Genomic DNA, 12,496 nt, shown 5'->3' with positions numbered 1-12,496 from the left:
TTGTCACTCACGGAAAATAGCCGATCAACTGACTGGGATCGGCCTGCGCCGTGAAGCGTTCGGCCGGGCGGGTGGCGCCGCGTGCCACCGCACCGGCGCGCCCGCGTCGGTCGGACCGGATCGGCTCCACGGTGCCGTCCGCGTCGGGAACGGGGCGCGCCGCCACGCCTCTGTGCTGAGTCGGCCGGTGTCGGTGCGTCAGCGCGTCAGCGCCATGGACCCGTCACCGCGAACGTCGTCCCCGGCGTGTAGCAGTTGACGAACATCGTCTCCCGGTCCGGTGCGAACGTGACCCCGGCGAACTCGCCCCACTCCGGTTCCTCGGCCGTCCCGATGTTCTGCCGGCCGCGGGCCATCGCGTACACCTCGCCGCCCCGCGTCAGGCCGAACACGTGCTGCGCCCCGCCGCCGTCCTCGCACACCATCAGTCCGCCGTCGGAGGCGAGACAGATGTTGTCCGGGGACTCGCCCGGCAGCTGGATGTCCGTGTCCGGGCCGAAGGCGATGACCAGGGTCAGCCGGCGACGCTTCGGCTCGTACCGCCAGACCTGTCCGAAGTGGTCGGCGGCCGAGCCCTCCGCGCTGTGCGCGAAGCTGGAGACGAAGTAGACCGAGGAGCCGCCCCAGTAGCAGCCCTCCAGCTTCTGGCCGTGGGTGATGCCCTTCGGCCCGAAGTCCTGGAAGCGGATGGCCGTTTCGGCGGCCAGCGGGTCCGGCACGGGAACCCACTCGATGCCCTCGAAACTCGTCCCGGTCTCCTGGACCGCGGAGAGGTCGGGGACCCCCGGCACCCGCATGGCCTCCAGCCGGCCGCCGGCCCGCAGCGAGCCCGTGCCGCCGAGCGGCTTCTCCGGGAGGAAGCGGTAGAAGAGCCCGAACGGCTTCTCGAACGCGTCCTCGGTCTCGTACACGACGCCGCTGCGCGGATCGATCGCGATCGCCTCGTGCTGGAAGCGGCCCATGGCGGTCAGCGGAACGGCGCCGGTGCGGTGCGGATTCGCGCCGTCCACCTCGAAGATGAAGCCGTGGTCCTTGGTGTAGCCGTTGGTGCCGGCCTTGTCCTCGGTCTCCTCACAGGTGAGCCAGGTGTCCCAAGGGGTACGGCCACCAGCACAGTTGACCGCGGTGCCGGCGATGGCGACGCGTTCGCCGAGGACGTGGTTACGGCCGTCCAGTTCCAGGGCCGTGCAGCCGCCCTTGCCCATCGGGTCGTAGGTGAGCCCCCTGACGGTCGGCACGGAGATCGCCGCGTCGACCCGGTTCTCGTGGTTGCGTACCAGCTGGACGTGGTCGCGCCGGCCCGCGAAGGCCGCCATGCCGTCGCAGTGGCTGGGGACCGGGCCCTCGCCGGAGCGGAGCGGGTCGCCCTCCCGGGAGAGCACCCGGTAGCGGAAGCCCTTCGGCAGGTCGAGGAGTCCGTCCGGGTCGGGCACCAGCGGGCCGTAACCCGCGTGGCCGCGGGCGGCGGACGTCCCCGCGAAGAGTTCGGTGAAGGCCCCGGTGAAGGCGATCGCGGCGGCTGCGCCGCTCGTGGCCAGGACCTGACGGCGTGTCGCGAGAGGTCGGGATGCGGTTGACATGGGGCAACTCCCTGTTGGCGGACAGGTGACATGGCATTGTCAAAAGCAGGCCTGCCCGTTCGAGGCCCTCGGTGAACGTTGTCACGGCCGAGTGGCCGATCCTGCCCCGACGCTCCGGGGCAGAAGCAGACGGAAGGTCGATCCCGCGCCCGGCCGGGTGTCGAGTTCGAGCCGGCCCCGGTGCGCCTCGGCGATGGTGGAGGCGATGGACAGGCCGAGACCCGAACCGGGCAGGGGGCCGTCCGCGCCCGTCGCGGGCCCGCGGTAGAAACGTTCGAACACCTGCCGGGCGGTGCCGGCCGGCAGTCCCGGACCGTCGTCCGCGATCTCCACCACGCACGCCGGTACGTCCGGGGGCAGTGCTCCCGTGGCGCTGCTGCGGCCCGGCCGGTCGGTCCCTCCGGTGTCCGGACCGGTCCGTAGCGTGCCGACCCGCACCTCGACACGCGCCTCGGGCGGTGTGTGGACGCACGCGTTGGCCAGCAGATTGGCGATCACCTGCGCGAGCTGATGGGGGTCACCCAGCGTCTCGACCACGTCGAGTACGTCCGGGGAGCCGTCCGGGCCCCCGCCGGTCAGCGGCGCCAGCCGCACGTCCCGCCCCGGATGCGCGACGACGGCCGCGCCGACCCCGTCAGCGGCCAGGGAGAGCAGGTCCACGCTCTCCCGGTGCGCCACCGGTGCGTCACCCAGCCTGGCCAGCAGGGAGAGATCGTCGACGAGGCGGCTCATCCGCTCCGCGTTCCGGGCGATCAGCTCATGCGCTTCCCGCCGGCGCGCAGCCGGGAGGCGGGGATGCTCGACGAGCAGTTCGGCGAACCCCTGGATGGAGGTGAGCGGTGTGCGCAGTTCATGGCCCGCGTCCGCCATGAACCGGCGCAGCCGCTGCTCCGACGCGTCCTTGCGGTGCAGGGCCGCCCGCACCTGGCCGAGCATCGTGTTGAACGCGATGCCGAGCCGTCCGGTCTCCGTACGCGGATCCGTGTCGGTGACGGTCAGGTCCGGCTCGCCGCCGGTGATCCGCCGTGCCGTGCGTTCCATCCGGTCCAGGGGGTGCAGTCCCAGGCGTACGGCCGCGCTCCCCAGCAGCCCGACGCCGGCGGCGGCCACGACACCGATGGCGAGGCTGAACCACAGCAGTTTGGACGTGGCGCCCTCGACCGTGTCCAGGGGGAGTGCGACGACGAAGCGCAGGCCGTCGGGGCCCGTACGGGCGATCACCCGCCAGTCCGACGAGCCGCGGCCGGCGGGTACGGTGGCGGGCCGCCCGTCGGCGAGAGGGAGGGCGGACACGGCCGCGGGGAGCAGGGGACGGCCGTCTCCGCTGCCGAGCGAATCCCGCCGGAGCCGTCCGTCGGCCCCGTAGAAGTAGACCCGGTAGTCGGAGGGCAGCGCGTCCTCACGGGGGAACGGCCGGGGCGCGCCGGAAGCCCTGTCATGGGCCGGCTCGGCGAGGAACGGGGGAGGCGGACCGAAATGAGTGAGGCGGTGGTCGATCTGGCCGGTCAGCCAGGAGCGCATGACCGTCAGCCCGGCCGCCTGGGAGGCCAGCACGGCGGCCGTGGCCAGCACGGTGGAGATCAGTACCAGGCGGGTCCGCATCGAGCGGGGCCGCAGCCGGAGCTTCACGGCGCGTCCGCCCGGGGCAGCCGCAGGCAGTAGCCCACACCGCGCACGGTGTGGATCAGCGGCGGCCCGGTGTGATCGGTCTTGCGGCGCAGGTTCTTGATGTACGTGTCGACGATGCGGGTGTCCCCGGCGAAGCCGTACTGCCAGACCTCCTGAAGGATCTCCCGCTTCTCCAGCACCGTCTCCGGACGGGACACCAGGCACACCAGCAGCCGGAACTCGGTCGGGGACAACTGCACGGGCTGCCCGGCACGGTGGACGGTGTGCCGGTCGCGGTCCACCCGCAGGTCCGCGTAACGCAGCGGCGGGTGCTCGGCCGGCGGCCGGGGAGTTCCGCCGGTGCGGCGCAGGATCGCGCGGATACGCAGCAGGATCTCCTGGATGTGGAAGGGCTTGGTGACGTAGTCGTCGCCGCCGGAGCTGAGCCCGATGATGCGGTCCTCGATGTCGGTGCGGGCCGTGAGGAACAGCACGGGCGTGTAGTCGCCCCGGGACCGGAGTTCGCGCGTCACGGCGAACCCGTCGGTGTCCGGAAGCGTCACGTCCAGCACGATCAGGTCCGGCCGGCAGCGGCCGGTCTCGCCGAAGGCCTCCCGCCCGTCCGCCGCCGAGGCGACGCTGTACCCGGCCGCGTTCAGGGCCGAGGCGAGCAGGGTGCGGATGCTCGGATCGTCCTCGACGACCAGGACGGTGTGCCGGGCTGACTGCGCGCCCATGGGTCGGATCACCTCGCGGTGTACGGACGGAACGCACGCCGGGCGAGGCGGCGCTGTGCGGTGCGCGAGATGGTAGTCGGCGAACATGTGCGGGTTCACAGGAACCGGAACCGCGGGCACGGCTGCGGCGCGCCCGGGCACGGAAGGGGGCTTCCTGCCGGGGCGCGCCGTCGGTCAGCCGGTGACCTCCTTGTTCTTCGCCAGGGCCGTGGTCCGCGAGGCGACCGTGGTGCGCAGCGTGCCCACCACGGTGGCGACGTCCTTGGCGGGGACGCCGGCCCGCTCGGCCTGCGCCGCGAGGTCCTTCAGCGTCTTCGTGGCCTTGCCGGAGGCGAAGAACTTCTCGTACAGGTCCTGGTACGCCTTCTTGTAGACCGCGTCGAAGGCGTCGAGCCCGAGGAAGCGTTCCTTGAGCGCGTGCCCGGACATCCCGCCGCCGCGCCCCGCGCCCTGGGCTCCGTCGCCGGCCGCGCCCGGGCCGCCCGCCCCGTCGGGCATGTCAGGCATGTTCGCCCTGTCGGGCATGCCCCCGGGGGCTTCCCCGGTCTGCCCGCCGTCCTGGCCGGCCTGACCGCCCGGGCGGCCTCCGCCGCCGCCCATGCTCATCTCGTCGTCGGGTCCGGCGGTCGCGTCCCCGCTGAAGGTGAGGTTGTAGTCCCAGCCGAGCACCGAGAACTTCTTGGTGTTCAGGTCGTATCCGAGGAGGTAGTTCTTCCCCGGGCCGGCCATGTCGTCGAAGTTCATCAGCAGGTTCTGCGTCGCGACGTAGTGGGCGAACGAGTCGACGTCGACGTACTTGTCGAGGTTCGCGGCGAACTCCTTGTCCGAGGAGTTCTCCACCCACTTGGTCAGCTTCATCACGGGTTCGAGGTCCTGGCTGCCGACCTTGTTCAGCTGACGGAAGGACGTCTCGTACTTCGAGGGGTCGTCCCCCTGGTAGGCGAACGTGCCGCCCGCCCTGGCCTTGTAGACCACCGACTCGCCCTCGACGGCCTCGGCGTACTCGGTGTCGGGGTTCTCGACCATCAGACGCACCGCGCTCGGCCGGTTGTTGACCTTCAGGGTCGAGAAGCCGTACCGCTCGGCCGGCTCCCCGGTCCCGTCGATCAGCGAGAGCGCCAGCGCCTCGTTGACGGGCACCTGGGCATTGGCGCCCGGACGGAGCGAGATCTCGCGCTCGCCCTGGTAGGCGCGGCCCTCGACGTACTCGTCGATCTTGATGAGCCAGGGGAGTTCCTCCGGCTTGTCCGCGGACAGGTTGTACTGCGTCATCCCGCCACCGCCGGCCCGCCCACCACCACCGGCCGCCTGACCACCACCGGCCGCCTGACCGCCACCGGCCGCCTGACCGCCACCGGCCGCCTGACCGCCGCCGGGCGCCTGACCGCCGCCGGGCGGCTGCGCGCCGCCGGGCAGTTGCGCGCCCCCGCTCGCTTCGCCGGCGCCGGGGAAGCCGTTCTGTCCGCCGCCCCCGCCGCCCCCGCCGCCCCCGCCGGGCATCCCTCCGGTGCCCTGAAGGGACCTCAGGGTGGAGTTGCCCTTGAGACGGATGCCGACGTCCTGGAGGTAGACCCCGTCGACGGTGAGGTCGGCCGGGATCGAGTCCTTGGTCCCGTCCTTCTTGAACTCCTTCATCATCTTGTCGAAGTCGGTCTGGTTGTACTCCAGTTGGATGGAGTGCCGCACCGCGGTGTCGTACAGCCCGACCGTTCCCCTGACGTTCTCCGTGATCGTGTCCGCTTCGACCCGCGAGGCGGAGGTCACGTACGGGGAGATGCGCGCGTCGCCGAACGCGTACAGCATCACCGCGAGTCCCGCGCACAGCGCCCCGGCCGGCTTCCAGTGGTGCCGCACCCGTACGGGCACACGGTCGCGCAGCCGTCGCCTTCGGGGCGTTCCGTCGACCGGGCTCACAGGTCGGTCGTGTCGTAACCGGTCAGCACCGTCACCCGCTGGCCGGACGTGCGCTCCTGCAGCGCGGTGACCAGGTCGCCCGGCTCGGTGCCCTTCTTCATGCGGACCGTGTAGAACACCTCGTTCAGCGCCCCGCCCCGGATCGTCTCGGTGCTCACCAGCTCGAACTCGGTGGTGTACTTGATCAGCACGTCACGTATGCCGGGGGTGTAGTCCTCGCCCGCCGGGACCTGGACCTTGACGACCTGGCGCTGGACGTTCAGGGCGAACCAGTCGAACTTGTGCATGATGACGACCACGACGCAGATGACGACGGCACCGACGGCGGCCAGCGTGTAGAAACGCGCACCGCAGGCCATGCCGATCGCCATGGCCAGGAAGATGAAGCCGACGTCCCGGGTCTCCTTGACCGCGTTACGGAACCGGACCACGGACAACGCACCGACCAGCGAGAACGCCCGTGCGAGGTTGGACCCGACGACGAGCATGATCAGCGCGACGATCATGCCGACGATGACGAGGGTCTGGACGTAGGACTGGCTGTAGGACACGTTCCGGTGGGTGTACCGGTAGACGTAGCCGATCACCGTACTCAGGACGAAGGACAGCACCATCGCCGCGACGACGTCGGTGACGCTGAACGTCCCGCTGAGTTCCTGCAGTTCGAGATTCACTGTGCTCCTGCTTTCACCGGCGGCTCGTGCGCCGGCACCTGCGTGTCGAGGGGGGCGGCGGGCGGGGGGAAGTCCGCCTCGTCGAGATGGAAGACGGACCGGGGCGCCAGGCCGAACGCCTCGATCGACTGGACGTACTTGGAGACCCGCACCAGGCTGAGATTGCGGCGGGCGGCCAGATCGGTGATCCAGTGAGGGGTGCGCTCGTTGACCTTGACCTCCATCACCGACATGTGCGGCGGGACGGTGAAGCGGTTCTCCGGATGCGGCTGACCGAGGTGGAAGTCCCGGTCACGGCCCCTGATACGACGGTCGAAGGTCACGCGCAGGCCGGTGTCCGAGCCCCGCCCGACCAGCGCCTCGCGCTGGTAGCCGGTGATCGCGGTCGGGCGCAGGTTCAGCCGTACCACCAGGTCGAGCACTTCGTGGATGAAGGCGCGTTCCTTCGGCGAGTGCTCCACCAGCTCCCGCCCGTCGCAGAGCTGACGGGCCGTGCCGTACGGGAGGGTGATGCGGCGCTTCTGTGTGACCCGGTTGACGCGCTGCTTGATCTCGACGCACACCGGCGAGGCGTCCGAGACACCGTCCGGCTCGCCGTAGTGCCGGATGCGCAGCTTGCGGCGGAACTTGAGACCCTCGATCTTCTCCCAGTAGAACCGGAGCTCGGGTGAGTCGTAGTAGAGGCTCCACACGCCGTAGCCGCCGGCCGGACTGTTCAGGTCACGGTCCATCCGCTCCGCGAGTTCGTCGCGGAGTTCCGCGGCCAGGTCCACGGGGACCAGGTACTTGAGCTCGTATCTGTTGAACGCGTGCAGCCTGCTCGCGACATGCAGCGGTGGGGGGTCCTCGTCGTCCTCGGGGCGCCCCTGGGCGGGCTCCCGGAACGGAGCCGTGTCGGGTTGCGACACCGTGCGCCTCCTTCGTCGTCCGTGCCGGACCGGCCGGCACGCGTCACGCAACCAACGACGGATGAGGAAGCGATGAGAAACCCGGGTGTATTACAGGAGGATTCAAGATGGCCGGAAGGTGAACTCGGCGATGTGCGGGAACAGCGATGCCCCCGGGACCGGCCGTGGCCGTCTCCCGGGGGCATCGAGCAACTGCTCAGGCGAGCGAGGCGCTCAGCGTGATCGTCGTGCCCGTCAGCGCCTGGCTGACCGGGCAGTTCGCCTTCGCGTCCTCGGCCGCCTTGACGAAGCCCGCCTCGTCGAGACCCGGCACCTCGCCCTGGACGGTGAGGTGGATGCCCGTGATGCCGGTGCCCGGCTGGAAGGTGACCTCGGCCTGGGTGTTCAGCCGGGTCGGCGGGGTGCCGGCCGTGGCGAGACCGTTGGAGAGCGCCATCGAGAAGCAGCTGGAGTGTGCCGCGGCGATCAGCTCCTCCGGGCTGGTCTTGCCGTTCGCCTTCTCCGCGCGGGACGGCCAGGAGACCGGGTACTCCCCGATCCCGGAGGAGTCGAGGGTGACGACACCGTTGCCCTCGAGCAGGTTGCCTTCCCAGACCGTGTGCGCCTGACGCGTGGTAGCCATGCTGGTTCCCTTCAAAGGAATGCGCGGTTGTACGGGGGTGGCGAGGCACTCCGTCGTGCCTCCCCGGTGTTACGTCCCCGAACCTACTGCGCCACCAGCCCCTTTGCGTCACGCGCCAGCGCCGTCAGCCGGGAGATTGCCCGGAAGTACTTCTTCCGGTACCCGCCGTTCAGCATCTCCTCGCTGAACAGGCGGTCGAACGGCATCCCGGACGCGAGCACCGGAACCTCCCGGTCGTACAGCCGGTCCGCGAGCACCACGAGCCGCAGCGCGGTCGACTGGTCGGGCACCGGCTGCACCTCGGTGAGGCACACCGCCCGGACTCCGTCCGTCAGCGCCCCGTACCGGCTCGGATGGACGCGGGCCAGATGGTCGAGCAGCGCGGGGAAGTCGTCCAGGCTGGCGCCCTCGGTCGCGTACGCCGCCCTGGTGACCTGCTCCTCGGAGTACGGCGGCGGGGCGTCGGGCAGGCCGCGGTGGCGGTAGTCCTCGCCGTCGATGCGCAGCGGGCGGAAGTGTGAGGACAGCCCCTGGATCTCCCGCAGGAAGTCGGCCGCGGCGAACCGGCCCTCGCCGAGCTTGCCCGGCAGCGTGTTGGAGGTCGCGGCGAGCGCCACCCCCGCCTCGACCAGCCGGCTCAGCAGCGAGGAGACGAGGACGGTGTCGCCCGGGTCGTCGAGCTCGAACTCGTCGATGCACAGCAGCCGGTGCCCGCTCAGCGTCCGCACGGTCTGCTGGAAGCCCAGCGCGCCCACCAGGTTGGTCAGCTCCACGAAGGTGCCGAAGGCCTTCAGCGAGGGCGCCGCGGGCGTGGCGTGCCAGAGCGAGGCGAGCAGATGGGTCTTGCCGACGCCGTAGCCGCCGTCGAGATAGACCCCCCGCGGGCCACTGGGCGCGGCAGCGGCCTTCTTGCCGAACCACTTGCGCTTGCCCGCGCCCGTCGCGTGCGCCCCGCCGAGCCCGGCCGCGAAGTCGGAGAGGACCTTGACGGCCTCGATCTGGCTCGGCTGGTTCGGGTCGGGGACGTAGGTGTCGAAGCGCACCGAGTCGAAGCGCGGCGGCGGCACCATCTCGGCGACCAGCCGGTCGGCGGGGACGTGCGGCTCAAGGGCGCACAGGGACAGCGGGGCCGTTTCGGCTATGGGGCTGGACCCCGGCACGGCGGTGGAGGAGGACACAACTCCCCAGCTTAGGCCGTGCCAGACTGCGGAACATGCGACGCCTGTTCCCTGTGACCGACCTGACAGCGGCCGACGACCGAGGCGAGTGGAGCCTGGACGCCCTCGCCGACGCCTACGCCTACCCCGGGGCGGACGGCCCCTGGCTCCGCGCCAACATGGTGTCGACCCTCGACGGCGCCGCCCAGCACGACGGCCGCTCGCAGCCGATCTCCTGCGACAGCGACATGCGGATCTTCGGCACCCTGCGGGGTCTGGCCGACGTGGTGATCGCGGGGGCGGAGACGGTACGGCTGGAGGGCTACCGCCCCGCGCGGGCCCGGGAAGCCTTCGCGGCGCGCCGGGAGGCCGCCGGACAGGGCCCCGCGCCCGCGGTCGCCGTGGTGAGCGGCAGCCTGGATCTGGACTTCTCGCTGCCGCTCTTCGTCTCGCCGCTGGTCCCGACGCTCGTGCTCACCGGCGCGGGGGCGCCGCCCGACCGGATCGAGACGGCCCGGAAGGCGGGCGCCGAGGTGGTGATCGCGGGGGAGGGCTCCCGGGTGGACCCCGCCCGTGCCGTGCGGGAGCTGGCCGACCGCGGGCACCGCAGGCTGCTGACGGAGGGCGGGCCCCGGCTGCTCGGACAGTTCGTGGCGGCGGACGTGCTGGACGAGATGTGCCTGACCCTGGCACCCGTGCTCACGGCCGGTGACGCACAGCGGATCGCGGGCGGTCCGTCGGTGGCCGTGCCGGAACGATTCGCCCTGGCGTCACTGCTGGAAGAGGCCGGGTTCCTCTTCTCTCGGTACCGTCGGATCCGACAATGAGCGGAATATCCCGTTCCGCTTAGCGTTCGGTGGGCAGAATGGATCTCGCAGACCCCGTGCGAGCACGGGGAAGGATGGTTTCCGCAGTGACCGGCGACGGTCACTGAAGCAGAAGGGCCCTGTGGTGTTCACCAGCGTTTTGATGATCGAGAAGCCCCTCACTTCCGAGGACGTCGAGTTCGTCACCACCCTGCACGGGGAGGAGCAGATCTCCTTCGTCGTGCTCATGCAGCCGCGTGGTGACCAGGCGGATGTGCTGTTGCGGGCCATCGACGACCTGGCGATGGGCGAACTGAAGGAAGCGGCCCGGGAGAGCGAGGAGCCGGAGGGCAAGAACGCCAGACAGTCCGCCGAACTCGCGCTCGAGGTGTCCCTGGAGGCCCTGCGCCAGGCCGGTTCGGAAGCCGTCGGACAGGTGATCGAGGACCACCCCCTGGACAAGCTCACGTCCGTCGTCGACGAGGCGGAGGCCGACGAGGTCATCGTCCTGACCGCGCCGCACTACGTGGAGGAGTTCTTCCACCGCGACTGGGCGTCCCGCGCCCGGCACAAGGTCGGCGTACCGGTGCTCAAGCTCTTCGCGCACAGCGAATAGGCTGGGAGCCCCTACCCGTACCACCCTGGGAGACACACGCATGGCACCCGGTATTCCTGCCGCCATGGAACGGCCGCACTTCATCGGCATCGGCGGCGCCGGAATGTCGGGCATCGCGAAGATCCTCACCCGGCGGGGTGCGGACGTCGCGGGCAGTGACTCCAAGGAGTCCGCCACGGCCGAGGCACTGCGCGCGCTGGGGGCGACCGTCCACATCGGGCACGCCGCCGGTCACCTGGCCGACGACGCCACCTGCGTGGTCGTCTCCAGCGCCATCCGCGCCGACAACCCGGAGCTGGTGCGCGCCGGGGAGCTCTCGATCCCCGTCGTGCACCGCTCCGACGCGCTCGCCTCCCTCATGCAGGGGCTGCGGTCCATCGCCGTCGCGGGCACCCACGGCAAGACGACCACCACGTCGATGCTGGCCGTCGCCCTCACCGAGCTGGGACTCGACCCCTCGTACGCGATCGGCGGCGACCTCGCCGGACCCGGCACCAACGCCACGCACGGCGAGGGCGCGATCTTCGTCGCCGAGGCCGACGAGAGCGACCGGAGCTTCCAGAAGTACGACCCCGAGGTCGCGATCGTCCTCAACGTCGAGCTGGACCACCACGCGAACTACGCCTCGATGGACGAGATCTACGACTCCTTCGAGACCTTCACCGGCAAGATCGTCCCCGACGGCACCCTGGTGATCTCGGCCGACCAGTCCGGCGCCGTCGAGCTGACCCGCCGGGTCCGCGACCTGTCCGCGCTCAAGGTCGTCACGTACGGCGAGTCCGAGACCGCGGACGTCCGCGTCCACAAGATCACCCCCCGCGGTCTGACCAGCGAGGTCACGGTCGTCCTGAACGGGAAGTACCTCACCTTCACGGTCTCCGTCCCCGGCCGCCACTACGCGCTGAACGCCGTGGCCGCCCTCGCCGCGGGCGTCGCCCTCGGCATCCCCGCGCACAACCTCGCCTCGGCCCTCGGCAAGTACACCGGGGTCAAGCGCCGCCTCCAGCTCAAGGGCGAGGCGGCCGGCGTGCAGGTCATCGACAGCTACGCCCACCACCCGACCGAGATGACGGCCGACCTCGAAGCGATGCGCGGCGCCGCCACCGACGCCCGCATCCTGGTCGTCTTCCAGCCCCATCTCTTCTCCCGCACCCAGGAGCTCGGCACCGAGATGGGCCAGGCCCTCGCGCTGGCCGACGCCTCCGTGGTCCTGGACATCTACCCGGCCCGCGAGGACCCGGTCCCCGGCGTCACCAGCACCCTGATCATCGACGCCGCGAAGGCAGCCGGCGCCGACGTCACCGCCGTGCACGACAAGGCGACGGTCCCCGAGGTCATCGCGGGAATGGCGAAGCCCGGCGATCTCGTTCTCACCATGGGGGCGGGCGACGTCACGGACCTCGGCCCGCAGATCCTGGACCACCTGTCGAGCTGAGGGAGCCACCGTGCCGTACGACATCGAGAAGCCGGACGAGCAGTGGCGGGAGGAGCTGTCCCCCGCCGAGTACGCGGTCCTGCGCAAGGCGGGCACCGAGCCGGCCTTCGTCGGCGAGTACACCGACACCAAGACCACCGGCGTCTACTCCTGCCGCGCCTGTGACGCGGAGCTGTTCCGCTCCGACACGAAGTTCGAGTCGCACTGCGGCTGGCCGTCCTTCTACGACCCGAAGGACACGGACGCGGTCGAACTGATCCAGGACCGCAGCCACGGCATGGTCCGCACCGAGGTGCGCTGCGCCCGCTGCGGCTCGCACCTGGGCCACGTCTTCGAGGGCGAGGGCTACCCGACCCCGACGGACCAGCGGTACTGCATCAACTCGATCTCGCTCCGGCTGACGCCGGAAGAGGACTGACCGCAGTCAGCTGACGCTGGT

General features: G+C 70.9%; 13 protein-coding genes. 4 read left to right on the top strand and 9 right to left on the bottom strand.

Annotated features, from left to right (window positions below; translation table 11 throughout):
• Window positions 1–7 precede the first annotated feature (7 nt).
• The 9 genes from OG959_RS06150 to zapE all read right to left on the bottom strand — a co-directional run bounded on the left by OG959_RS06150 (window position 8) and on the right by zapE (window position 9,221).
• Window positions 8–166, bottom strand: a complete 159-nt coding sequence (locus tag OG959_RS06150; RefSeq protein ID WP_326657110.1) for a hypothetical protein — start codon at window positions 164–166, stop codon at window positions 8–10.
• Between the two features lie 40 nt (window positions 167–206).
• Window positions 207–1,580, bottom strand: coding sequence for an alkaline phosphatase PhoX (locus OG959_RS06145; protein ID WP_326657109.1), 1,374 nt, complete (start codon window positions 1,578–1,580; stop codon window positions 207–209).
• An 81-nt stretch (window positions 1,581–1,661) separates the two neighbouring features.
• Window positions 1,662–3,182, bottom strand: coding sequence for a sensor histidine kinase (locus OG959_RS06140; protein ID WP_326666241.1), 1,521 nt, complete (start codon window positions 3,180–3,182; stop codon window positions 1,662–1,664).
• A gap of 23 nt (window positions 3,183–3,205) precedes the next feature.
• Entirely contained in the window at window positions 3,206–3,925 is a 720-nt protein-coding gene (locus tag OG959_RS06135; protein ID WP_326657108.1) for a response regulator transcription factor, read from the bottom strand.
• Between the two features lie 174 nt (window positions 3,926–4,099).
• Window positions 4,100–5,839 (bottom strand): CotH kinase family protein, encoded by a 1,740-nt coding sequence (locus OG959_RS06130; RefSeq protein ID WP_326657107.1) that lies wholly within the window; start codon window positions 5,837–5,839, stop codon window positions 4,100–4,102.
• Window positions 5,836–6,513: a DUF4956 domain-containing protein gene (locus OG959_RS06125; RefSeq protein ID WP_306106195.1), complete on the bottom strand. Its 678-nt coding sequence runs from the start codon at window positions 6,511–6,513 to the stop codon at window positions 5,836–5,838. Before OG959_RS06125 ends, OG959_RS06130 begins: the two co-directional genes overlap by 4 nt.
• Window positions 6,510–7,421 (bottom strand): polyphosphate polymerase domain-containing protein, encoded by a 912-nt coding sequence (locus OG959_RS06120; protein WP_442805542.1) that lies wholly within the window; start codon window positions 7,419–7,421, stop codon window positions 6,510–6,512. Before OG959_RS06120 ends, OG959_RS06125 begins: the two co-directional genes overlap by 4 nt.
• Window positions 7,422–7,617: 196 nt before the next feature.
• Window positions 7,618–8,043: an OsmC family protein gene (locus OG959_RS06115; protein ID WP_326657106.1), complete on the bottom strand. Its 426-nt coding sequence runs from the start codon at window positions 8,041–8,043 to the stop codon at window positions 7,618–7,620.
• A gap of 83 nt (window positions 8,044–8,126) precedes the next feature.
• Window positions 8,127–9,221, bottom strand: a complete 1,095-nt coding sequence (gene zapE / locus OG959_RS06110) for a cell division protein ZapE (RefSeq protein ID WP_326657105.1) — start codon at window positions 9,219–9,221, stop codon at window positions 8,127–8,129.
• 35 nt (window positions 9,222–9,256) lie between these two features.
• Between zapE and OG959_RS06105 the strand changes: the two genes are divergently transcribed.
• From OG959_RS06105 to msrB, 4 genes are all read left to right on the top strand, one after another.
• Window positions 9,257–10,027 (top strand): pyrimidine reductase family protein, encoded by a 771-nt coding sequence (locus tag OG959_RS06105; RefSeq protein WP_326657104.1) that lies wholly within the window; start codon window positions 9,257–9,259, stop codon window positions 10,025–10,027.
• A 142-nt stretch (window positions 10,028–10,169) separates the two neighbouring features.
• Window positions 10,170–10,622, top strand: a complete 453-nt coding sequence (locus OG959_RS06100) for an indole-3-glycerol phosphate synthase (RefSeq protein ID WP_326657103.1) — start codon at window positions 10,170–10,172, stop codon at window positions 10,620–10,622.
• A 40-nt stretch (window positions 10,623–10,662) separates the two neighbouring features.
• Entirely contained in the window at window positions 10,663–12,057 is a 1,395-nt protein-coding gene (gene murC / locus OG959_RS06095) for a UDP-N-acetylmuramate--L-alanine ligase (protein WP_326657101.1), read from the top strand.
• Window positions 12,058–12,067: 10 nt separating this feature from the next.
• Window positions 12,068–12,475 carry a peptide-methionine (R)-S-oxide reductase MsrB gene (msrB, locus tag OG959_RS06090; RefSeq protein WP_326657100.1) on the top strand — a complete coding sequence of 136 codons (408 nt, stop codon included), beginning with the start codon at window positions 12,068–12,070 and terminating at the stop codon, window positions 12,473–12,475.
• Window positions 12,476–12,496 lie beyond the last annotated feature (21 nt).

This window comes from Streptomyces sp. NBC_00385, from assembly GCF_035917155.1.
Taxonomy (GTDB): domain Bacteria; phylum Actinomycetota; class Actinomycetes; order Streptomycetales; family Streptomycetaceae; genus Streptomyces; species Streptomyces poriferorum.
This window is presented reverse-complemented; position numbering and strand designations above follow the sequence as displayed.

What these genes read in the sequence shown, in the direction of transcription:
- OG959_RS06145 (WP_326657109.1), bottom strand. Translation starts at nt 1,580, where the DNA reads ATGTCAACCGCATCCCGACCTCTCGCGACACGCCGTCAGGTCCTGGCC.
- OG959_RS06140 (WP_326666241.1), bottom strand. Translation starts at nt 3,182, where the DNA reads ATGCGGACCCGCCTGGTACTGATCTCCACCGTGCTGGCCACGGCCGCC.
- OG959_RS06135 (WP_326657108.1), bottom strand. Translation starts at nt 3,925, where the DNA reads ATGGGCGCGCAGTCAGCCCGGCACACCGTCCTGGTCGTCGAGGACGAT.
- OG959_RS06115 (WP_326657106.1), bottom strand. Translation starts at nt 8,043, where the DNA reads ATGGCTACCACGCGTCAGGCGCACACGGTCTGGGAAGGCAACCTGCTC.
- OG959_RS06105 (WP_326657104.1), top strand. Translation starts at nt 9,257, where the DNA reads ATGCGACGCCTGTTCCCTGTGACCGACCTGACAGCGGCCGACGACCGA.
- OG959_RS06100 (WP_326657103.1), top strand. Translation starts at nt 10,170, where the DNA reads ATGATCGAGAAGCCCCTCACTTCCGAGGACGTCGAGTTCGTCACCACC.
- murC (WP_326657101.1), top strand. Translation starts at nt 10,663, where the DNA reads ATGGCACCCGGTATTCCTGCCGCCATGGAACGGCCGCACTTCATCGGC.